This window comes from Flaviaestuariibacter flavus (assembly GCF_004337505.1).
Classification (GTDB): Bacteria; Bacteroidota; Bacteroidia; order Chitinophagales; family Chitinophagaceae; genus Flavisolibacter; species Flavisolibacter flavus.
On the sequence record NZ_SJZI01000011.1, the window covers coordinates 23172 to 45789 of the forward strand.

At 58.0% G+C, this 22618-nt stretch carries 8 protein-coding genes; 5 read left to right on the plus strand and 3 right to left on the minus strand.

Annotated features, from left to right (window positions below; translation table 11 throughout):
• Positions 1–4: 4 nt before the first annotated feature.
• Entirely contained in the window at positions 5–316 is a 312-nt protein-coding gene (locus EPD60_RS07305) for a tetratricopeptide repeat protein (protein WP_131448371.1), read from the minus strand.
• A gap of 98 nt (positions 317–414) precedes the next feature.
• On the opposite strand from EPD60_RS07305, the gene EPD60_RS07310 reads away from it, so the two are divergent.
• From EPD60_RS07310 to rocD, 5 genes are all read left to right on the plus strand, one after another.
• Positions 415–1155 (plus strand): electron transfer flavoprotein subunit beta/FixA family protein, encoded by a 741-nt coding sequence (locus EPD60_RS07310; protein WP_131448373.1) that lies wholly within the window; start codon positions 415–417, stop codon positions 1153–1155.
• A gap of 97 nt (positions 1156–1252) precedes the next feature.
• On the plus strand, positions 1253–2212 hold the full coding sequence (locus tag EPD60_RS07315; protein WP_131448375.1) for an electron transfer flavoprotein subunit alpha/FixB family protein: 960 nt from the start codon (positions 1253–1255) through the stop codon (positions 2210–2212).
• A 94-nt stretch (positions 2213–2306) separates the two neighbouring features.
• Entirely contained in the window at positions 2307–2930 is a 624-nt protein-coding gene (locus EPD60_RS07320) for a bifunctional nuclease family protein (RefSeq protein ID WP_131448377.1), read from the plus strand.
• A gap of 3 nt (positions 2931–2933) precedes the next feature.
• Complete coding sequence (gene ispE / locus EPD60_RS07325) at positions 2934–3758, plus strand: 4-(cytidine 5'-diphospho)-2-C-methyl-D-erythritol kinase (RefSeq protein ID WP_131448379.1); 825 nt, start codon at positions 2934–2936, stop codon at positions 3756–3758.
• Positions 3759–3930: 172 nt separating this feature from the next.
• Complete coding sequence (rocD, locus tag EPD60_RS07330; RefSeq protein WP_243647782.1) at positions 3931–5166, plus strand: ornithine--oxo-acid transaminase; 1236 nt, start codon at positions 3931–3933, stop codon at positions 5164–5166.
• Positions 5167–5332: 166 nt separating this feature from the next.
• On the opposite strand, the gene EPD60_RS07335 is transcribed toward rocD, so the two are convergent.
• Both EPD60_RS07335 and EPD60_RS07340 read right to left on the minus strand, forming a co-directional pair.
• Complete coding sequence (locus EPD60_RS07335) at positions 5333–14020, minus strand: beta strand repeat-containing protein (protein WP_131448381.1); 8688 nt, start codon at positions 14018–14020, stop codon at positions 5333–5335.
• A gap of 360 nt (positions 14021–14380) precedes the next feature.
• The gene (locus tag EPD60_RS07340) at positions 14381–22408 is read right to left on the minus strand and encodes a beta strand repeat-containing protein (RefSeq protein WP_131448383.1); all 8028 of its coding nucleotides are present in this window, start codon (positions 22406–22408) and stop codon (positions 14381–14383) included.
• Positions 22409–22618: the final 210 nt, after the last annotated feature.

Below are 22618 nucleotides of genomic sequence, written 5' to 3' on the forward strand. Positions count from 1 at the left end.
GTCCTTACATTGTCAGTTCTTCATGGGCCGAACGCAGCTCTGAAAAAGCGTGGTTATCGCCCGCTGCTTTGGCTGCTGCCATCCCCTTTTCGTAGGTGCTGATGGCGAGCGCCTCCTCCCCCTGCCGTTCCAGCAGCTTGGCAAGATGATAATAAGAGCCGATATAGCCAGGATCCCGTCCCAGCACAGATTCAAAGAGGGTGCGTGCCGTGGCGTCGTCGCCGTTTTTTATGTGTTCGAGGGCCAGCGCATGCTGCAAAAATGAGTCGTCGGGCTGGGTGCTCAGGAGCTCTTTCAAACGGGCGATCCGGTCCATTACAAAATGTATTTTGGCAGGGGCTAAAGCTTATATTTGCATGCCGGATGGTTGCATAAGCAACTTTCCGCTATTCACTCTAAAACCTGTTTGTTTATATGAAAATCTTGGTGTGCATCAGTAAGACGCCAGATACCACGGCAAAAATAGCCTTCACGGACAACAACAAAAAATTCGCCGATGCCGGGGTGCAGTGGATCATCAACCCTTATGATGAATGGTACGCCCTGGTGCGTGCGATTGAACTGAAGGAAGCCGATGCATCCACAACGATTCACCTCGTAACGGTCGGCGGCGCCGATGCCGAGCCCATCATCCGCAAAGCGCTTGCGCTGGGCGGCGACGAGGCCATCCGCATCAACCTTGATCCTACCGACCCCTACCAGGTGGCTTCCGCCATTGCTGAAGTAGCCAGGGGCGGTAGCTACGATCTCGTTCTCACCGGAAAGGAAACGATTGATTATAACAACGGCGCTGTTGGCGGCATGCTCGCCGAGCTGCTCGATATGCCCTATGTGGCACTGGCCACCTCACTGCAGGTTTCTGGCAATACGGTTACGGTTAAGCGTGAGATCGAAGGCGGTGAAGAAACCCTCGAAGGCGCGCTCCCGCTCGTGCTCGGTTGCCAGAAGGGCATGGCCGAAGCACGCATCCCCAACATGCGCGGCATCATGGCTGCCCGTACCAAGCCCCTCAAAGTGGTGGAAGCTTCGGCCGAAACCCTCACCGAGGTGGCCGAATTCGGTCTCCCGCCGGCCAAGGCAGGTGTTAAGCTTGTTTCGGCCGACAATGTCGACGAGCTCGTGCGCATGCTGCACGACGACGCAAGAGTAATCTAACGATGTCCGATCTCCGATTTGCTACAAATCGGAGATCCGAGATCCGAGATCGAAAGATGCGATCATCCAATCTTCAAATTATTAGATCCACACATTTATGTCTGTTCTTGTTTTCATCGACCATATCGACGGCCACATCAAGAAAGCCTCCTTCGAGGCAGCTTCTTATGCCGCACAGCTGGCCCAGAAGACCGGCACCACCGCTGAAGCCCTCGTGCTCGGCAACCCCAACGACCTTCAATCCATCGGCAAATACGGAATCACGAAGATCCACCAGGTGCAGGACAGCAAGCTCGACAAGCTCGATGCCCAGGTATATGCGAAGGTGGTGGCACAAGCCGCCGAAGCTACCGGCGCCAACATCGTCGTATTTTCCAACAACTCTTCCGGCAAAGCCATCGCACCACGCGTGGCAGTACGCCTCAAAGCCGGTCTTGTTGCCGGTGCCACCGCCTTGCCCGATACCAACGGTGCCTTCACGGTGCGCAAAAACGTTTTCTCCGGTAAGGCCTTCGCCCAGGTTTCGGTGAAAACCGACCGCAAGGTAATCGCACTCAACCCCAACGCCTTCGCCATCACCGAAAGCGGCGGCTCCGCCGAGGTAGTGCCCTTCAGTGCACAGGTGGATGAGCCGAAGCTGCGCGTTACCGCTACCACCAAGACTTCCGGCAAGGTGGCCCTTACCGAAGCCGATATTGTGGTGAGCGCCGGTCGTGGCCTCAAAGGCCCTGAAAACTGGAAGATGGTGGAAGACCTCGCCGACGCGCTGGGTGCCGCCACGGCCTGCAGCCGCCCCGTTGCCGACGCCCACTGGCGCCCGCACAACGAGCACGTAGGCCAGACCGGTGTAGCGATCGCTCCCAACCTCTACATCGCCATCGGCATCTCCGGTGCCATCCAGCACCTTGCCGGTGTCAACCGTTCCAAGACCATCGTGGTGATCAACAAAGACCCCGAGGCACCCTTCTTCAAAGCCGCCGATTACGGCATCGTCGGAGACGCCTTCGAGGTAGTGCCGAAGATGGTGGAAGCCGTGAAGAAATACAAGGGCGTTTAAGAGAAGAGCTTACCCGATGCCATAGCCTCCGCTGTGGCATTTTTATTGTTTAAATCAGTAGGTTTGTAAAGCAGCAAAGTTTTAGAATACGGATATGAAGAAAATAGAACTGGAAATTGTGGCGTTGTCGCATAGTATTACCCAAACTCATTCTTATGCCGTAGTGCTGGGCGAAGTTGGCGGGCTGCGCCGTCTGCCCATCGTGATCGGCGGCTTTGAGGCGCAGGCCATCGCGGTTGCGCTCGAGAAGATGCAACCGAGCCGCCCCCTCACCCACGACCTGATGAAGAACTTCATGAATGCCTTCAACATCGACCTGCACGAGATCATTATCTCGGACCTCCAGGAAGGCATCTTCTACTCCAAGCTTGTCTGCTCCTCTGATAACGATACGATCGAAATCGATTCCCGCACTTCCGATGCCCTGGCACTTGCCGTGCGTTTCGGCTGCCCCGTGTATACCTACGAGCACATTCTCGATTCGGCCGGCATCATGATGGAAGACAGCAGCACCACCAAGCGCCGCAAGTCGTCGGCCACCTCGGAAGAAGAGGAAGACGACGAGCCGACCACCACCACTACCGGCAGCAAGGAAGACCTCCACAGCCTCTCTCTTGAAGAATTGAATACGCTGCTGGGCGAAGTACTCGAGCAGGAGGACTATATCCGCGCCATCGCCATCCGCGATGAGATCAACAACCGGAAGAAGCGGAAATAATTAATGATCGTTTTTCCTAATTGCAAGATCAACCTCGGTCTGCAGGTGCGGCGCAGGCGCGCCGATGGTTACCATGACCTGGAAACCATCTTTTACCCGGTGCCGGTTTATGATATGCTGGAAGGGATCCAGGTGGCGGGAAAAGGGCACATTACCTTCACCGCCAGCGGGCGCGCCGTCACCGCCACCCCGCAGCAGAACCTGTGCTTCAAAGCATACGGGCTGCTGCAAGGGCGCTTCCCCGACCTTCCATCGGTTGCCTTGCACCTGCACAAGGTGCTGCCCAGCGGCGCGGGCCTTGGCGGCGGCAGCGCCGATGCGGCATTTACCTTGATGCTGCTCAATGAAAAGCTGGGTCTCGGACTTTCAACCGATGAACTTGCGGCGCTCGCACTCCAGCTGGGAAGCGATTGCCCGTTCTTTCTCTACAACCGCCCCGGCTTTGCGTCGGGTCGTGGCGAACGCATTGAGGCCCTGGCGCTTGATCTTTCCGGTTATTGGCTGCAGCTTGTCCATACGGGGCTGCACATTCCAACCAGCGCCGCCTTCAGCCGGGTAAGGCCCGACGATGACCGCCCCTCACTCCGCACGCTGGCCACACTCCCGGTTGCGCAGTGGCGCGACACCCTTCACAATGATTTCGAGGATTCCGTGTTCCCGCAATACCCAGAGCTCGCGGAGCTGAAACAGGATCTTTACGACCGCGGTGCATGCTACGCCGCAATGACCGGCAGCGGCTCCGCTGTATTCGGCATTTTCCCGAAAGAACATACGGAGATCGCTTCGTCCTACCCGCCGGATTACTTCGTGCGTTCAATACGCCTCTAAGGCTGCTTTGCGGCAAATTGCTATATTTGTTTCCGATGCATCCGGCAACGCCCCATATTTTAAAGGCTAATCTCGACCTACTCAATCACTGAGTACCGGCATGACATTCCCCGCCCCCCGGGTGGCATTTACCTGCAGCTCCTCTCCTGTTTAACTTTCTTATTCTTCTATTATGGCTACCGTAGAAACACGGGTCCAGGACCCCAATTATTTTATGCAACTGGAGCACCAGTACGGTGCCCACAATTACCATCCGCTGCCCGTGGTGCTGGAGCGCGGGCTCGGCGTGCACCTCTGGGACGTAGAGGGCAAGCAATATTTCGATTTTCTCTCAGGCTATTCGGCTGTCAACCAGGGCCACTGCCACCCGCGCATCGTCAATGCGCTGGTGCAGCAGGCGCAAAAGCTGACCCTTACCAGCCGTGCTTTTTACAGCAATCTGCTGGGTGAATATGAGCATTACATCACCGGTTATTTCGGCTACGACAAAGTGCTGCCCATGAATACCGGTGTTGAAGCGGTGGAAACCGCGCTCAAGCTGGCACGCCGCTGGGCCTACCGGGTGAAGGGAGTCGCCGAGGGCGCGGCCAAAATCATCGTTTGCAACGAAAATTTCCACGGCCGTACTACTACGGTGATTTCTTTCAGCTCCGACCCCAGCTCCTACACCCAGTTCGGCCCCTTCATGCCCGGATTTGAACGGGTGCCCTACAATGACCTTGACGCGCTCCGCGCTGCGCTGCGGGATGAAAACGTCGCTGCCTTTCTCGTGGAGCCCATCCAGGGTGAAGCGGGCGTGGTGGTACCGGATGAAGGGTACCTGCGCACCGCCAAACAATTGTGTGCAGAGGCTAACGTGCTGTTTATCGCCGACGAGATCCAGACAGGCCTATGCCGCACCGGCAAGATGCTCGCCGTTGACCACGAAGACGTACGTGCCGATATCCTGATACTGGGCAAAGCCCTCAGTGGTGGCGTGCTCCCGGTGAGCGCGGTGCTGGCCGACGATTCCGTAATGATGACGATCGGGCCGGGCGAGCACGGTTCTACCTATGGCGGCAACCCGCTGGCCTGTGCTGTGGCCATGGAAGCCCTCGCTGTGCTGAAAGATGAACGGATGGCCGAAAACGCCGAAGAGATGGGCGCTTATTTCCGCGAGCAGCTGCGCCAGATGCAATCGCCCTTCCTTCGCCTTGTACGCGGCAAAGGCCTGCTCAACGCCATTATCGTTGAACACACGGATAAAGAGGCCGCCTGGAAGCTTTGCCTCCACATGAAAGACCAGGGCATCCTGGCCAAGCCCACCCACGGCGACAAGATCCGCCTTGCGCCCCCGCTGGTAATCAACCGGGCACAGATCGACGATTGTGTGGACCGGATCGCCACGAGCCTGAAAACCCTTTCCTGACAATCTTCGGCCTGCCTGATTATACACGGCCTGCTACAAAACAGCAATCGTCCATTTTGATAAAGAGCCGGCCCATGGACCGGCTCTTTTGTTTGCAGTGCCAATTGATTCGTAAAAAAGAAACCCTCCGGGTGCCGGAGGGTTTCTGAATTAAGACGAACGCTTATTAAAGCTTCACGAGTCGGAGCGTTGCCACCTTACCCTTTTCGGAGATGCCGTTCAGGAAGTAGCTTCCTGCAGCCTGACCGGCAAGTGTTACGCGGAGCTGGTTTTCACCAGGCACTACATTCTGATGGAGCACTTTGACAATGGTGCCTTTTGCATCAACCAACTGCCATTCCAGACGGGACGCGCGGGTGGCGCGCACCACAATTGTCGTGTAGTCGTGTGCAAGGCTCGGACGCAGACTTACCGCTGAAACGGTGGGGTCTAATGTCGAAACCGCGGTGCAGGTAGTTACGGTGAGCGCAGCTGCAGCAGAGGTCACATTGCCGCATGCACCGGTAACAACTACGCTGTAGGATCCGGCATCGGCAGCCGTAACGGCATTGATGGTATACGTGGCGCTGTTTGCACCCGTGATATTGCTTCCATCCTTGCGCCACTGATAGGTCAGCGTGCCCGAACCGGCCGCAGCAACGGTAAAGGATGCCGAGGTACCGTTGCAGGTGCTTACCGCAACCGGTTGTGTGGTAATGGAAGTGGTGGCATTCAAAGTCAACACGGCATTTGCAGAAGTAACCGATCCGCATGCCCCGGTAACTACCACGGTGTAGGTTCCTGCATCGCCGGCAGAAGCGGCGGCAATGCTATAGGAAGCGCTGGTTGCACCCGTGATGTTATTGCCGTCTTTCTTCCACTGGTAGCTGAGGCCCGCACCTGTTGCCACAACGGTAAGAGTAGCGTTGGAGCCGGCGCAAACAGCCTGGGAAGCAACGGGCTGGGTCGTGATCGAAGTAGCAGCGTTAACCGTCAGTGCGGCGTTTGCCGAGGTAATGGTGCCGCAGGTGCCGGTTACCACCACGCTGTAGGTGGCAGCATCGGCAGCGCTAGCAGAAGCGATGCTGTAGGTAGCGGCCGTAGCCCCGGAGATATCGGTGCCGTTCTTTTTCCACTGGTAGGAAAGGGCGGTACCGCTGGCGGAAACACTGAAGGTGGCACCTGCACCCGTACATACAGTTTGAGCTGCAGGCTGGGTGGAGATAGCCGTGGCTGCGTTCACCGTCAGCTGCGCGGCGGCCGAGGTGAGCGTACCGCAGGCACCCGTTACAACAACCGTGTAAGCGCCTGCATCGGCACCCCCGGTTGAGGCGATCGTGTACGTAGCGGCTGTGGCCCCGGGGACGTTGGTACCGTCTTTCTTCCACTGGTAGCTCAGGCCGGTGCCCGTGGCTGCAACCGTGAAGGAAGCTGCTGTACCCGCGCAAACCGTTGCGGCTGCGGGTTGTGTAGTAATAGCCGTTACCGCGTTAAAGGAAAGCGTAGCACCGGAGGAAACAACAACCGTGCAAGGCGCGTTGCTGGTAATAACTACACTATAGGTACCCGCGTCGCCGGCCGTTGCGGCGGCGATTGAGTAAGTAGCTGCTGTGGCGCCGGGAATGTCCACGCCGTCTTTCCGCCATTGGTAGCCCGTAGCGTTAGTGGCCACGACTGTAAAGCTGGCAGTAGCACCCGAACAAATCGCTTGCGAAGCAGGTTGGGTTGTGATGGCAGCCGCGACTGCAACAGTAAGCGTAGCGGCAGCGGATGTCACAGCCGGTGCGCAGGCACCCGAAATGACAACGTCGTAGCTACCCGCGTCAGCCGAAGCTGTATTGCTGATGGTATACGAAGCGCTGGTGGCCCCGGTGATATTCGCACCATTCTTACGCCATTGGTAAGTGAGCGCGGAACCGCTCGCAGCCACAACGAAGGTCGTCGGGCTGCCGGCGCAGGTCGTTTGCGAAACGGGTTGCGTACCAATAACCGGAGCGGTATTCACGGTCAGCTGGGCATTCGCCGAAGTAACGGCAGGCGTACAGGTGCCGCTAACGACAACCGAGTATTGAGCCGCAGCAGCAGCGGAAACACCAGTAATGGAGTAGGTGTCCGTCGTAGCGCCGGTGATGTCGGCACCATCCTTACGCCATTGGTAGGTTACACCGGTGCCGGTGGCTGTTACATGGAAAGTTGCATTTCCACCTGCACACACAGCGGTTGCCTGCGGCTGCGCCGTGATGGCCGGAGCCTGGTTCACCGTGATTGTTGCCGTTCCCGATGCGGTACAACCGGCGCTATTCGTGGCAGTCGCGGTATATACCGTTGTGGTAGCGGGAAGCGCGTAAACGGTTGTTACGTTGCCGGAGGAATAAGGAGTCGTAGCGGCAGCATCTGTATAAAGGCCTGTTGCCGGCGACCAGGAATATGTAGCCGCGCTCACCACCTTAAAGGTCATATCGGGGCGCAGGTTAACCGTTGTAATGGTGTTCGAAGCCTGGACACCGCAGCTCGGTGCGTTGTCGGCGTAACTGCCCCAAACCGAGTTGAAGGAAGTGGTGGTGGCAGCCACGGTGCTGCTGGAGCTGAAGCAGCTGGCGCAGGTAGCGGTGGGATCGTTATCATGACAAATGTCGATGAGGATGTTCGACGCGCCGTCCCATGAGAAGGGAGTGATGAACGTAAACGTCTTCACACCAACAGCCGGTGCGGGCTCCGAAGCATTGGTATACACCGTGGTAAAGGAACCAACGGGTGTGCCGTAGGCCGACGTAAGAGCCGACTGTGCCGTATGCGCAATCTTCATGGAGAAATTCTTCTGGGTGAAGGTGCCTGTTCCGGCCGCCGTTACTTTGAAGGAGAGCTCCGAAATGTCGCCGGCGGTAAGGCCCTGGGCATTCAGTTCGGATGCACGTACCAGGTACTGGGTTCGCGAACCTTCCCAGTTGCTGTTGAAAGGAGTGATACCGGCAGTGGATGTTGTGGTCGCATTGGTGCCGGTGGTAGCAGTCGCCGTCTGAAGTCCGCCGCTCAGGGTAAGCTGGACAGCAGGACCGGTCGGGCAAATGGTAGCGCTGGCCGGGGTCACCGTCACTGCGCTCGGCAGCGATGATACCGCAACAACAACCGTCGCCGATGCGGTACAGCCGGTGGCTGTAATCGTGCCGGTTACCGTATACGTGGTGGAGGCAGCCGGTGTAGCCGTTACGGAAGCACCGGTGGTGGCGCTCAGGCCGGTAGCGGGACTCCAGGCGTACGTAGAGGCGTTACCCGAAGCAGTAAGCGTGGTCGATCCGGCCGGGCAGATGGTCGCCTGGGAAGCTGCAACCGTCACGTTCGGGTTGGGGTTGATCGTAATCAGCACCTCGTTGGAGTAATCCGTCGCCTGGCCGGTGTTACAGGTAACTTTCAGGCGGTAGTAGGTAGTAGCGGTCAGGGTGCCGGTGCTGAGGGTGGCCGGGTTAGTCTGGCCGGCAACGGGCGTCCAGGTATTGCCATCTGCAGAAGACTCCCACTGGTACGAGCTCACGGCACCTTCCGAATAGCCGGTGGCCGTAATGGTAGCCGAGCCGGAATTACAGAAAGTCGTAGTGGCGGCGGTTGCGTTGCCTCCGACGGCACCGGAGCAGGTTACCGCGTCGAATTCGTCGGCACCCATATCCGGGTTGGCAGCACGGGCATCACCGTCGATATCGTTGTTCACGGCAGGAATGGAAGTACCCAGGTTGTCAAGCGCATAGGAGTTGGCCGGGTCGAGGTGCAGGGCATTGTTGGTAAAGAAAGGCTGGATGCTCACCGAGTTGGCTTCCTGGGCGGTGTTCGTACGCCAGAGGGCCAGCGTCGTGCGGTTGGCACCGATGTAACCGATATGCGCCGTGGCAGGACCGGTAGCGATCGAAACCAGGTCATTGTAGTTAATCACGCTTCCGGTATAGTTGGCACGCGTAGTATAGTGTGCATACAGCGGCGCGGCAGCAACAGAAGTCGCATTTACATAAAAGATATTATTCACCACTTCGATGGCGTCGGCCGATGTGGAAGTAATGCCGTTACCGTTGCTGAAAGCAGCTGAACCTGCCGTACCACCCGAGCCCGAAAGCTGGCCGCTCAGATATACCGTGTTGAAGTAATACTTGTCTCCGTAGCCACCGTTGTTGTTGATGCCGGAAGTGTTCCAGGAAGCGCTCGTGCCGGCACTGGTCAGTCCATACACCATATTATTGATGTACTGGTTGGCAGAAGCGTTTGCTGCTGTATTGAACGTCGAGGTAGAGGTTGTGATACCGTAAACCTTGGTCGTGCTGGAACCCGAGTAGTTCATATCGCGAACGATGTTCTCGCTCACAACCGAGTTGGTAACATCCTGCAGGTTGATACCCTGCATGTTGGTTCCGGAAGCGCCCTTGATGTTCTCTACAATGTTGTTGCGGACGATCGCGTTCGTTTGACGACGAATGTCGATACCGCCGATAAACAGCTCGTTTCCGGCGCCGGTCACACCTACCTGGTTGTCAATAACCGCGTTTCCGTCGTCAAGTGTCGTAACAGATGTGCCGAGCAGGAAAATACCGTATTGGGTTTTCGAGATCACGTTATTCTGGATCGTGTTCCCGCTGTTGGCGGCCAAGGCGCTGGTGCTGGTCGAGATGGAGCCGGTACCACCCATAAATACACCCATCAGGGTTGTGGTGGATGCGTTGCCGGTGAGCACCAGGTTCTTCACCGTATTCTGCGTGGCAGCATCGGTAGCCGTAGCACTGGCGATCCAGATCAGTGCCGACGATGTGCCGGTGTTGGTATTGACCAGCGTCAGGTTACGGCTGGCAGAGCCGTTGTTGGAGCCATCGATAATGACGCGGTCTGCACCGTTGATCTTAATAAGCGCCGAGCTCGAGCTGCCGGAAATGGTGGCATTGTTACCCGCGGCTGGCTTGATGGTAAGCGAATTGGCTCCCGCAAACGTATTTTGATTGATAACAATCGGGAAGGCTTCGCCCGGGTAGGTCGCATCGATGAGCGAGAACACCACGGGGCCGGAGAAGCAGGATGCGCTGTTATACGCAGCAATTGCAGCGGTAAGCGTTGCATAGTCGCCGCCTACACCGACGGTTTTTGTTCCGCCCAGCACCAGCGAAGTACGGATCGCCGGGCTCATCGCGTTGTTGCTGGCGTTCACATCGCCGGCAATTACAGCATTCGCCGTAATGGTGTAGGTACCCTGAGCGGTGAGGCTGGCCGTTGTAGGCATCGTCACCGCCATGGAGGCACCCGCTGCCAGTGTTCCGGTGTTCAGAACCCGGCTGCCGCTGAACGGAGTCGGTCCGGCAATGTTGACGTTGACGGTTACGTTATCCGTGGCAAAGTTGATCGGGTTGGATCCGAAGTTTTTCAGCGTTACCGTAATTGTTTCGGTGGCCGAATAGCAGCCGGTAGCGGCCGGGGTAGTAACCCCCGTGATACCAACGTCGGCACCCGGGATGGTGAAGTCGCCGGCGTCCGCGCCGATATCGGTCGGGGTCAACGTCGAGCGGGTCTGTCCGTCAAAGTCGTCGGTTACCGCGGCGATGTTTACACCCGCGGCTTCGGCCGGTGTGCCCATTTGTACATGCAGGTCAACCGTAGTGCTGGTGCCTTCGGGTGCTACAAACTTGGGATTGGAGGAAACGCTGTTGACATCCAGGCCGGTTGCGGCCGTCCAGGTACCGAGATCGACGTAATCCGTTGCGCCGGGAGCGCCGTTGTAGCCAATGAAGCCGCCGGTACCGCTGACAAACAGGATATTGTAGTTGCTGGTAAGCGTCGTGGTGGCATTGATGCCGATCGCGTAGTGCTTGCCGGTGCCGGCAGCATTGGAGCGAACGTTTGCAAAAATGTTGTTCCGCACGTCGTCGGTGCCGGTAGCGGTGCGGCGGAAGGCGACCGAGTTTGCACTCACTGCTGCGCCGGCGCCACCGATATAGATGCTGTTGTGATAGATGTTTACGTTACCGGTGCCAGGCTTGTCGATACCGACATAGCCTGCATTGGTAAGTGCCGCACCCGCTTTGTCGATACCAAGTCGGACCATGTTGTTCTGGAAGGTACCAATGCCCGAAGCAATATAAATGCCTTCGATCATGGCCGTGGTGCTGTTGGAAGCTGTGCTGAGGCTATGGATAAAGTTCCTGCTCACCAGGTTGGTGCCGCTGGCGGGGCCACCATAATACATACCACGTACGGTCACCGCCGCGGTGGCAGCGCTGTTGCTCAGGTCATAGATCGTGTTTTGCGACACGGTAGCCGGAGCGGTGGAGGCACCGTAATAGATACCCATGATCGAAACCGCGGTTCCGGTGCCCGCGTTGGGGCCGGTGCTCGACAGCGCGTAGATCACGTTGCCCGAAACCGTATTGGTTCCCGAGGTGATGTTGATCCCCTGAACCTGGGCACCCGTACCACCGGCTGTATAGGCGATATTATAAATATTGTTGTTCGAGATCACCGACGAAGTGCCGCTCTCCGAGCTGATGCCCCGGGTGGCATGCGATGTGGTGGAAGTGTTACCGGCAGCGTTGTTGATACTGAGTGCAGTGGTGCTGCTGCCGATCGAGTTACCCGTAACCGTATTGGTACCGGAAGTAACACGGATTCCATAAAAGCTTTCGTAGATAGCGGACGAGGCCGGGTTCGTGATATTGAAGCTGCCGATGACGTTATTATTAATCGTAACGACGTTGCTGCTTACCGAATAGATACCGTAAATCGCTCCACCGGAGTTGCTGCTGGTTGTTACTGTGATGGAACCGGTACCGGTGCCGCTGCCGATCGTGTTGGCCGTCGTGGTGCCGACATTGACGGAACCGCTGCCGATATAGATGCCGGAGAACACACCGCCGGCAGTGGTAGCCGAGCTGGTGGATGCGAGGCTGAAATTGGCGACGGTATTTCCCTGGATCGAGGATACAGGCGTGGTTCCGGCCGAAATACTGATACCGATCAGTTTGTTGCCGAAGGCGCCGGCGAGGGTCCAGGGAGTACCGCCTGCAGTATTATTACCACCGCCGATGACGTTGTTGTTGATCACATAGCCACCGCCCGTATTGGAGATGGTGATGGCCGCATGTGTGTTACCGGAGGTGGAAGTGCGGGTGGCTGTCTGGTAGAAGCTGTTGCCCGAGATCGTCCAGCCGGTTCCGTTCGAGCTGACGAGAATACCGTTGGAGCTGGAACCTGCGGCGAAGAAGTTGATGATCGAGTTGTTGCTCACTACGTTGTTGGCGTTGGGAGCCGCGGCAGCAGAGCTGGAAGAATAAATTGCGTTGGTCGGCGTTGTCGCCCCGTCGCGGATAAAGCAGCTCGTGATGGTGTTGTTGCTGTTGCCGAGCGTACCGGTAGTACCCTGGAAGGCGATCACACCGCTGGTGGTAGAAGTCGTAACTCCCTGGATCACCAGGAAGCGGAAAATGTTACCGGTGGCATCATTGATCATCTGGATACCATAGCCGCCGGTTGCGGTGTTGCTGATAACGAGGTCGGGTGCACCGCCTGTCGCGTTTACGCGGCCGTCGAAAATAATGTTGGTTCCGTTATTCAGGTTCAGTGTACCCGTGGCATTGCTGCTGGTGATCTGCAGGCCGGACACGGTCGGATACACGGTAACGGTGAAATTGCCGACCACGGAGTTCGACGAAACGATCGGGTACGTTTCCGGGGCGGCCGGGTAGCCGGCGATCAGCTGCAGGGTAATGTTTCCGGCAAGGCCGTTGGCGTTGATGGCAGCGAAGGCCGTAGTCAGGTTGGTATAGTCACCACCGGTGCCCACTGTCTTGATGCCCGACAGCGTACCGGCAGGTGTTGCCTGCGAACCCGAAAGTGCGTTGTTAAAGGTGCCTTCCGAGAAGCTTACAACTTTCCAGAAGTAGTTGGTATTTGCCGCAAGGCCAGTGGCAGCGTAGGTGGTCGTGTTGGCTGCGAGCGAGGCAATATTGGTATAGTTAATGCCATCCGACGAACGTTGAATGACATAACCGAGCTCACCGGCGGCATCCGTCCAGTTGAGGGTCATCGACGAAACCGTAACGGCGGTAAAGTTCAGCGCGGTCGGGGCGGCAGGCACGGGGGGAGTGAATACATAGGTTTTGCGGCTTCCGTCCGAAGCGCTGTTCAGATCGGGGATCGGGCTGGTCGGGTAGGGAGCCGTTGTGCCCGTAGGACGGGTCGGTGTAATCAGCGTTACCGCTGTAGTCGAGAAGGCGTTGGTTGATGTGTTAGTGATCGACATGATTGTGTTGGCTGCCGATCCGGACGAAAAACCAATGCTGAAAACGCCGGTATTGGCGCCGGACGAGTTGACGTTCATGTTCCCATATACATACTCGATTTTGCCGGTGCTCTCATAAAGGCGGGCCTGGAAGGTACCGTCCGGGTTCTGGTAGCTGCCCGTGTAGTCAAGTCCCATATTCAGGAACTCGACAACAAGTACCCGGTTCGGGGCGGTGCCGACCACCTTGTAATGCACCTTTCCGGTAGAACTCGTTTCCTCGTCACCGCCAAAAGGAGCAATCAGCGCCATGCTTGCCGAGCCGATCGTGTATTGAGATGTAGCAATCGCCGTTGAACCCAGGCGGATAATACCGTTGGCCGTGGCAGAAAACTGGGAGTAAGGCACACCCATGAAGTAGAAATCAAACCCGATGTTGTTCACGGTTGCCGTCGGCTGGTCGGACGAAGCGGCTGCGATCAGGTTGGTGCCGGTACTCATATCAATGGCGTTGCCATTGAGGTCGAGCGCCAGCGATCCGTTCGTCGTTGAGGAAACCGAGTAATTGGCCGTGCTTTGTGCCAATGTGGTACCGGCAATAAACAGCAGGGCAAAAAGCGAGTAAAGCTTTCTCATAAGCAGTTTTGAAATAGTTAGTCCGTAAAAGGAGGGCTGAAATTAATGATTTTTTTGGGTATATATTAAAAAAAAGGCGCGAAGACTGTGGATAACTCACTGTTATCCACAGTTCTCCGGGGAGCCAGATCGGGCCGGTGCCCGGGGCGGGATTTGCCGGACCGGTATGCACCGGCACCGGAAATACAGGAGGCAGCATCCGGAAAACGGGTACCGGATTTCCTTTAAAAGAAAGGCACACTTCAATAAGAAATATGGCTTTGCCGCCACTCGTTACGAAAAGAAAGAGCCTCCCCTTACCGGGAGGCTCTTTCTTTTTGCTTTATCCGCTCCTCCCCTTTCGGGAAGTAAACGCTGCTATCAAAGCTTCACCAGCTGCCTGCGGATTGTTTCGCCGCTGCGTGTATCGGTAAGCTGCAGCACATAAATACCAGCCGGAAGGCCGCCGAGGTCAACCTGGTGCCGGTTGCCCGAAACCTGTGCGGGGCGCGTGATCACAACACCCTGCTGACTCAGCACCTGCACCGAGTAGACTTTGCCGGCCATTTCGCCGGGCAAGGTGATAATGGCGCGTCCGCTGGTGGGGTTCGGGCCCACGGTGATGCCGCTTTCCTGTGCTGTTTCAACCGGTATACGTGCCGTACGTGCCATGGCGGTATTGCCGCCGCCCGTATTGCCGATTTGCGTCACTGGTCCGCATGGATTTACCGTCAGGTAAAAATTGGTCTGTGCCGAGCCGCAATAGGTGCCCCCGCCTGCGATGCTCATTTTGGCGCCCACCAGCACCCGGATCGGCGAAGCCGTGGGGTTCTGGGGCGTCATGGTGATGGTGTTGCCGGTTCCGGACAGGGCCACACCCAGCAGGTTGGCGTTGGCGCCGCTGATGCTCCAGATCCAGCTGACACCCGGCTCACCGCCCTGCGGCGACGTGAACGTGAGGGTCTGGGGCTGGCCGGAGCATACCGTCAGGTTGCGGTAGGGTGTAACCGTAACATTAGGGGTGATGCTGATGTCTGTTGTGACTGTGCCGCCGCAGCTCGCAGCGGAGCCGGGAATGATGTACGTAACCCGGTAGTTGCCCGCAGTCGACGTGAGGGTATTTACCGCACCCGTGCCGGCATCCAGCGTGAGGCCGGTAGCCGTGCTGGTGCCGAGATTTACATAGCTGTAGGTGCCGCCGCTGCCGCCGGTGATGCGGGGGTTGATGATACCGGTCGATCCGCAGAAGCTGGGACCACCGGCATAAGTGATGGCGCTCACCGAGCGGTTAACCGTCAGCGTTGTTGTTACCGGCGAACCGGCGCAGTTGCCCAGGTAGGGCGTGATGGTGAACGTGGTTACGATCGACGCGCTCGCCGAGCTGTTTTGCGCGGTAAAGGCAGGGATCGAAGGGCTGGACGACCCGACCGCACCGGTTGCCAGGGTACCCACCGCCGTATTGGAGCTGGCCCAGCGGAAGGTCATACCGCTGGCCTGGCTGCCCTGGAGCTGGATGGGTGCCGTAGTGTTCCCGGCGCACACCTGCTGGTCGCCGCCGCCGATCACCTGTACGGCCGGCTGCGGGTTAACGCGGATCACGTATTCTGAAGAGTTCACCTTACAGCCGGCCGGTGCACTCACCACCGGGATCACCGATACGCGGGCCGAGATCTGCTGGCTGGTGGCATTCATCGTAACAAAAGAAGGAATGGCGGTACCCGTTCCGGTTGTATCCGCAGCGTTCATGCCGATGGGCAGGCCGCCGCGCACCGTCCACGTAAACTGTGTACCGGCAGGGAAGTTACCCGTAAAGGTTTGTGCGGGCGTGGTGACGCCGGCGCAGAACTCGCGGTTACCACCCGTAGTGGCAGCAATGGCGCCCACGTACACAGTGGCCGACGCACTCGATGCACGGGTGCAGGTGCCGCTGCTCACCGAAGTCACGGTGTAGGTGACGTTCGCGCTCAGGGCGCCCGTAGCGATGCTGGCATTGCCGCTGCCATCGAGCGCGATGGTTTGCGTTGCGCCGCCGTTGACCTTGTAGTCAACGGTTCCGTTGGCCGGACCACCGGTGATATGAATCGTGGTGGCGGAGCCGGCAGTGCAAAGGAACTGGTCCTGCGGTGCCACTGTTACGCTGAGGTCGCCGTTGTTGACCGTGATCGGCAGACCGGTGCTGAACACCTGCGGGGCCGTGTTAACAACACGCACGCGGTACGATGGCGAAGGCACCTGCGCTGCGGGCAGCGTTGCCGTGATGGGCGAGCCAGTCGAGGCACTGCTGATGATGTTGTCGGTGGTGTTGGCAGGGAATGTTCCGGCTGCATTGGACAACTGCACGTAGTAGCTGCCTGAGTAGGTGCCGGTGCTCGTAAAGGCTACATTGAAGGTATTCACGGCACCGTTGCAGAAGGTATTCGCCGAAAGCGAATTGATGGTAATACTGCGCGGGCTGATGGTGAAGGTCTGCGTGTTGGAAGCGCTCACCGCGCCGGCCGAGCTCACACCCACCGCTGCCGGGCCGGCATTGGTAACGAGGCTGGCCGGGATGGAAGCTGTCAGCACGGTACTGCTTACAAAGGTGGTGGTGATGCCGGCTGAAGAGCCGTTCCAGGTTACAGCCGAAGCCGGCACGAAGTTGTTGCCGTTTACCGTCAGCGTGAAGCCGTTGCTGCCTTCCACGATGCTGGCCGGGGTAAGACCCGTGGTTGCGGGGGTGGCCGGGTTGCCGGTAAGCTTGATGTCGTCGAGACGGAAAGAAGTCGTATTGTTTTTGGAGAAGCGGATGCGAAGGTTAGCGGTTGCCGGGATGGAGCCGGTTGGTGTGATCAACGACCACGTTGTGGCGCTTACCGCCGGTTGTGTAAACGTGAGTGGTGTATAGTTGGTGCCGTCACTGCTTACTTCAACTGTCATCGCATTGCTCGTGTTATCGCGGTTGAGTCCGAAACTCAGTACCAGGTTGCTGTAATTGGTCGTGTTTATGTTCCCGATCACCAGGCTGCGGTTGTTGATGCCGCTCGCCGTACCAAAAAACACGTTGCTGTTCCCGGACGCACCCGTGTAACCGGTTGAAGGCGTCGAGGTGCGCACATCGGCCTGCTGGCTGCTAATGATGGAGCCGCTGAACGAGAGTACGCCCTGGTTTTGCCAGCCGGTATAGGTGTTCACACCCAGGTTGGTGCCGCTGGCAGTGCCGGTTCCTACGTTCTCCGCGAACACCGTACCCGGTGTGGGGAACACGCTCAGCGTAGCCGCATTGGAAACGGCGGTGGTGCACGGAGCGGTGCCGGTGTAAACGGCGCGGTACTGGTAGCCGTTCATGGTGAGCGTCGTACCCGAAATGCTCAGGGTGCTGGTGGTGGCGCCGCTGTAGTTGCCGCCGTCGGTGATAGTGCTGAAACCGCTGCCCGTGTTCACCTGCCATACAACCCCCGAGGCATTGGCTGCCGCCGCGGTAATGGAGGCCGTGTTGCCCACAATCGTGGTGGCATTGGACGGCTGCGTCGTTACAGCAAGTGCTGGGTTGATCGTTACGGACACACCTGCAGCGGAAGACCAGCAACCGGTGTTGCTGTTATACGCACGTACATAATAGGTGCCCGATGCTGCAACCGGGTAGGCAGCCGTAGCCGGCGAAGCCGTAGAAGTACCGGTTGCAGAAGTGCCCTGCCAGTAATAGTTAACGCCGCTGCCGGGGTCGGTCATGGCGCTGAGCGTAGTGGGACCGCAGGACGGGTTGGCAGCGGCTACGGGTGCAGCGGGTGCCATCGTGCTGTTCACGGTAACAACAACATCCGACGTTGCCGTAGCACTGGTCACACAGCCCAGTGAGCTGGTCATCACAACGCTGATATCATCTCCGTTGGCCAGGGCCGCGTCGGTATACGTAGCGCTGTTGGACCCCACGGCACTGCCGTTCTTCTTCCATTGGTAAGCAGGCGTACCACCGTTTGCAGGCGTTGCCGTAAAGGTCACCGGAGTGCCGGAGCAGATAGTGCTGCCCGGGTTGGCTGCGATCGACACCGCGGGTGTTAAAGCCGCGACAATCCTCACGTTGAAACCGTTGTCGGCTCCGATGAATTCCGGGTTGGATGCCTTTACGATTCTGAAACGATAAGCAGAACCGGGAGTCAGACCTGCCGGCACATCAAGATTAGCGATAGCGTTGCCAAGCGTATTGGTAAAATACCCTCCGATGATGTTTTGATTCGTATTGTTCGGGAAGACACCATTTTCGTCGGAAAGCTGAACACGGAAACTGGAGTAATCGTTAAACGTGAATGAAACCGTATAATAGATTGAGATATTTGTCGGCGCGCCATTGCAGATCGACGCAGGAACGCCGCTGTTGATGACGATGGAGTTGCCGGCGAGTGTCGTTGCCGATGCCGAGCCCGACTGGGCCGACAGAACGCCGGTGCTGTTGCGTGCGATCACCACGAAAGTGTACTGGGTTGCGGCGCTGAGCCCGTTTACGCGGGCGGTACCCGGGTTGCCCGAGTTATCTCCCCAGGTTCCGGCGGTGGCGCCGGCAGGCTGCCAGGCCACCGCGGCGCCGAGATTGCCGTTGGCCTGAACGTATCGGTTGCTGCCCGTTTCCAGGATGGCATACTCGGTATTCGCCGGGTTGTTCGGGTCGTTGATAGTTACGTCAAGTGTGGTCACGCCTGCGTTGCCAACACCAGGTACAAGGGGCGCTGCAGCCGGCGACACGAATGTGGCGTCGCTGCCGTTGGTGGTGCCGGCGCTGTTGCTGCCCACCGCACGGAAGTGGTAGGTTGTGTTGGGAACGAGGTTGGTGATATCGGCCGCAATAGCGGTACTGGTGTTGCCTGTAACCGGGTTCGGCTGCGCATTTACCGAATTGCCGTAATTGTTGTCGAGGCCGTACTGGAAGGAAGTGGCGGCATCGGCGCCCTGGGCATTCACAGTGCCGTTGAGGGTCACGGTGCTGCTGCCGTTGGCAAGCGTGGCGGTCCCCGTAACTACTGCCGGCGGCGATTGGAGGATGCTGAGCGTTTGCGTGTTCGATGGGTTCAGCGCACCCGTAACAGTTACGCCAACCTGCGCCGTTCCAACTGAAGTAAGCAACGAAGAAGAGATCGTTGCGCTTGCAGTGGTCGCGGTAACCGCACCCATGGTCACGCCCGTAGTGGAGCCATTGAAAGTAATAGCGGTCTTGCCGGTCACGAAGTTGGTACCCGTAACGGTAATTGTCGTGTTCCCTGCGCCCGCATATACCGAGTTCGGCGATACCGCACTGGTGGTCGGATCGAGCAGGTTGCCGGCAAGGCGGATATCGTCAAGACGCACATCACCGGTGCCATTCTTGGTAAAGCGGATGCGCAGGTTCGATGCCGCGGGAATGATACCCGAGGCCGTGATCTGCGTGAAGGTGCTTGTAACCGCCGGGTAGCTGAAGGTGAGGAGCGTCCAGTCAGTGCCGTTGGTGCTCACTTCTACATCCAGCGTGGTGGTATTGTTGGTGCGCAGCATGCCGAAGGTCAGTACCAGGTTGGTGTAGCTGCTGCTGTTGATGTTGGCGATCGTAAAGTCTTTGGTATTGCCACCCGCGGTACCCATGAAGATACCAGAGGCACCCGACGCCCCGGCATAGCCGGACGAGGCAAGCGTGTTACGGGCATCCGTACCATTAGTGGTGCTGAAGGTGAGCCCTGCGCCATTGGTCCAGCCGGTATAGCTGTTGACATTGGTGCCGCCGGTGCCGGCCGTACCTACGGTTTCCAGGAACAATTGCACCTGGGCCGCTCCTACCGAAGTAATAGTGCCGGCGCTGCTGTTCACATTGCCGCAGGGCGCATTGCCCGTATACACCACGCGGTAGCGGTTGCCGGCTAGACCGGTAAGGTCGCTGATGGCGAGGTAGGTGGTAGTACCGACCGTGCTTACGGAGTAGGGACTGCTGACAGTCAGATTGCTCCAGTTGCTTCCGCCGTCGGTGGAGATTTGCCAGGTGCGACCGGTTACGTTCACTGCGGTCGACATAAAGGTGCCGTTGCCGCCGGCATAGCCGCTGATATTGGAAGGCTGCTGGCTGATGGCGGGCGCGCTGGTAATCAGGCCTGTGGTGGAAACCGAAGTGGAACTGGCCGACCAGCAGCCGGTAGTTGTATTATAGGCGCGGAGGTAGTAAGTGCCTTGTCCGCCCGCCTGGTAAGGATCGGTAGCTACCGAGTCGGTACGGGTTCCATTGGCGTCGGTGCCCTGCCAGTAGTACTTGAGCGGAGCGCCCGGGTCGGCAATGGCGGGAAGCTGCGCACTGCCGCAGCCGGCGGTGGCTGTCGGTGTGGGCGGTGCCGGGGTCGTGTTTACCGTCATCGTCACCTGGTCGGTAGCGGAGCTGCTGGTGACGCAGCTGATACCGGAGGTCATTTCCACGGAGATCACATCGCCCGTTACCAGGGCAGCATCCGTATACGTAGTGCTGTTGCTGCCTACGTTGCTGCCGTTTTTCTTCCACTGGTAAGTAGCCGTGCCGCCATTGACGGGTGTAGCCGTGAAGGTGGCGGAACTGCCGGAACAGATTGCTGTGCCGGGGTTGGCGCTTATGGTTACAGAAGGTGTTACTGCGCCGGTAATGGTGACATCGGCCCCGTTATCCGACCCGTAGAACTGCGGGTTATCGTTGATGACGCGGAAGCGGTACCCGGTACCAGCAGTAAAGCCTGCCGGGATCGTGACGCTGATCGGCGAAACAGTGGCTGCAGCGCTCACGAGGTTGTCGGTGGTATTGTTGGGGAAAGCGCCGTTGGCGTCGGAGATCTGAACGTAAAAATTGCCGGAGAAGGAGCCGCCGGCCGCAAACGACACGTTGAAATTATTGACCGCGGCATTGCAAAGGCCGGCAGGCACGCCACCGGTGACGGAGATCGTGTTGCCGGCGAGGGTGCTGCCGGAACCGTTGCTGCCAAAGGCGGTGTTTACAGACGCCGAGTTGCGGGCCATCACGTGGAAATTATAAGTGGTGCTGCTTACCAGGCCGGTGATGCTGCTGCCGTTCCACTGGGCGGCGGTGCGGAACACCGGTGTGGCGCCAAGGGCGCCGTTCAGCTGCACGTAGTTGCCCGAAGCGATTTCCTGGATGGCGTATTCAGTGCCCGCGGGGTTGGCGTCGGCGCCAAGGTTGATGTCAAGCGTGGTCGTGCTCGCATTGGAGAGCGCCGGTGCGGCCGGTGTGGCGGCGGGCGAAATGAAAGTGGCGTCGCTGCCGCTGTTGCTGCCGCCGCTGTTCGTAGCGTTGACGCGGAAGTGATAGGTTGTGTTGGGGCTGAGGCTGCTCACCGAAGCCGTAACCGCGGTGCTGCTGTTGCCGGAGATCGGGCTTTCGATGGCAGTGACAGTGTTGTCATAAGCGGTCGTCAGGCCGTAGTCGAAGCTGACAGTGGTGGAAGCGGTGGCAGGATTCACTGTTCCGTTGAGCGTGACTGCGGTAGCGCCATTGGTAACGGTTGCCGTGCCGGTAGTTGCAGCAGGGGCAGTGGTCACCGTCAGCGCCTGGGTGTTGGAAGCGGCGGCGGCGCCGTTTGTCGTTACGCCAATGTTAACCGACCCACCGGCGGCGATCGCCGAAGCCGGGATCTGGGCGGTGAGTTGCGTTGCCGAATTCCAGACAGTAGTAACGCCGGTGGTGGATCCGTTTACGGTCACCAGAGAAGAAGATGTGCCCGAGGGGAGGCCGGTTGTATTATTACTGCCGCGCACGAAGTTGGTGCCGGTAACAACCATACTGAAGGCGCTGCCGCCGGCAGTTACAGATGTCGGGCTGATCCCGGATGTGGTAGGTGTGGCGGGGGTACCGGTGAGTTTCACGTCATCGATCCTATAACTAGCCGTGGTGGTTGAGTTACGAAAGCGTATATAAAGGGTTGGTGTAGCAATAATCCCTGTAGCAATTGTGTACGCATTCCAGGAAGCATTTCCTGCCTGGATAAGTGTCAAAGCAGAAAAGTTTGTTCCGTCACTTCCTACTTCTACAATGATACCACCCGAAGCAATCGAGCTCTTAAGCATGTTGAAAGTAAGTGTCAGCCCGGTAAATCCCTGCGTGCTGATTCCGGAAATCACAAAGTTCTTGCCTGCCGTCGTTGTCAGGAACACGTTACTTCCAGCACTGGACCCGGTATTGTTCGATGGCGTTGTGGTGCGCAGGTCACCATCACCACCAAATATCAGCCCGGCATTCTGCCATCCGGTATAGCCGGTGATGGTTGATGCTGTAGTGGTTCCCATATTTTCCGAAAACAGGGTTACCTGGGCGCAGGCACTTCCTCCTAACAGCAAGAGCACCGGGAGAACCATTTTCCGGAAACAGGTAGCAAGGAAACGCGACTGCGAAGCAATCGACGCCGGAGCAATGCCGGCGACAGACAAGACAGACTTTGTCATATCAGCTTTGGTTTAAAACGTTTTAGAGCGGTATACGGCTGAATGCCGGTTCCACAGGGTCGGTTTTCAGGACGGAGACTGGAAGAAGGTGTCTGTCAGGAGGTTAGAGCAAGCAAAACTAGGCGTCCCGGGGCAAGCAAAATCCGGGGAAAGATTACCAAATTAAGAATTCCGGCTATACGAAAGCCGGGATGAGAATATTTTTCGAAG

Bases quoted from the DNA above. Each gene is read 5' to 3' on its own strand.
- EPD60_RS07305 (WP_131448371.1), bottom strand. From the start codon at position 316: ATGGACCGGATCGCCCGTTTGAAAGAGCTCCTGAGCACCCAGCCCGAC.
- EPD60_RS07310 (WP_131448373.1), top strand. From the start codon at position 415: ATGAAAATCTTGGTGTGCATCAGTAAGACGCCAGATACCACGGCAAAA.
- EPD60_RS07315 (WP_131448375.1), top strand. From the start codon at position 1,253: ATGTCTGTTCTTGTTTTCATCGACCATATCGACGGCCACATCAAGAAA.
- EPD60_RS07320 (WP_131448377.1), top strand. From the start codon at position 2,307: ATGAAGAAAATAGAACTGGAAATTGTGGCGTTGTCGCATAGTATTACC.
- ispE (WP_131448379.1), top strand. From the start codon at position 2,934: ATGATCGTTTTTCCTAATTGCAAGATCAACCTCGGTCTGCAGGTGCGG.
- rocD (WP_243647782.1), top strand. From the start codon at position 3,931: ATGGCTACCGTAGAAACACGGGTCCAGGACCCCAATTATTTTATGCAA.
- EPD60_RS07335 (WP_131448381.1), bottom strand. From the start codon at position 14,020: ATGAGAAAGCTTTACTCGCTTTTTGCCCTGCTGTTTATTGCCGGTACC.
- EPD60_RS07340 (WP_131448383.1), bottom strand. From the start codon at position 22,408: ATGACAAAGTCTGTCTTGTCTGTCGCCGGCATTGCTCCGGCGTCGATT.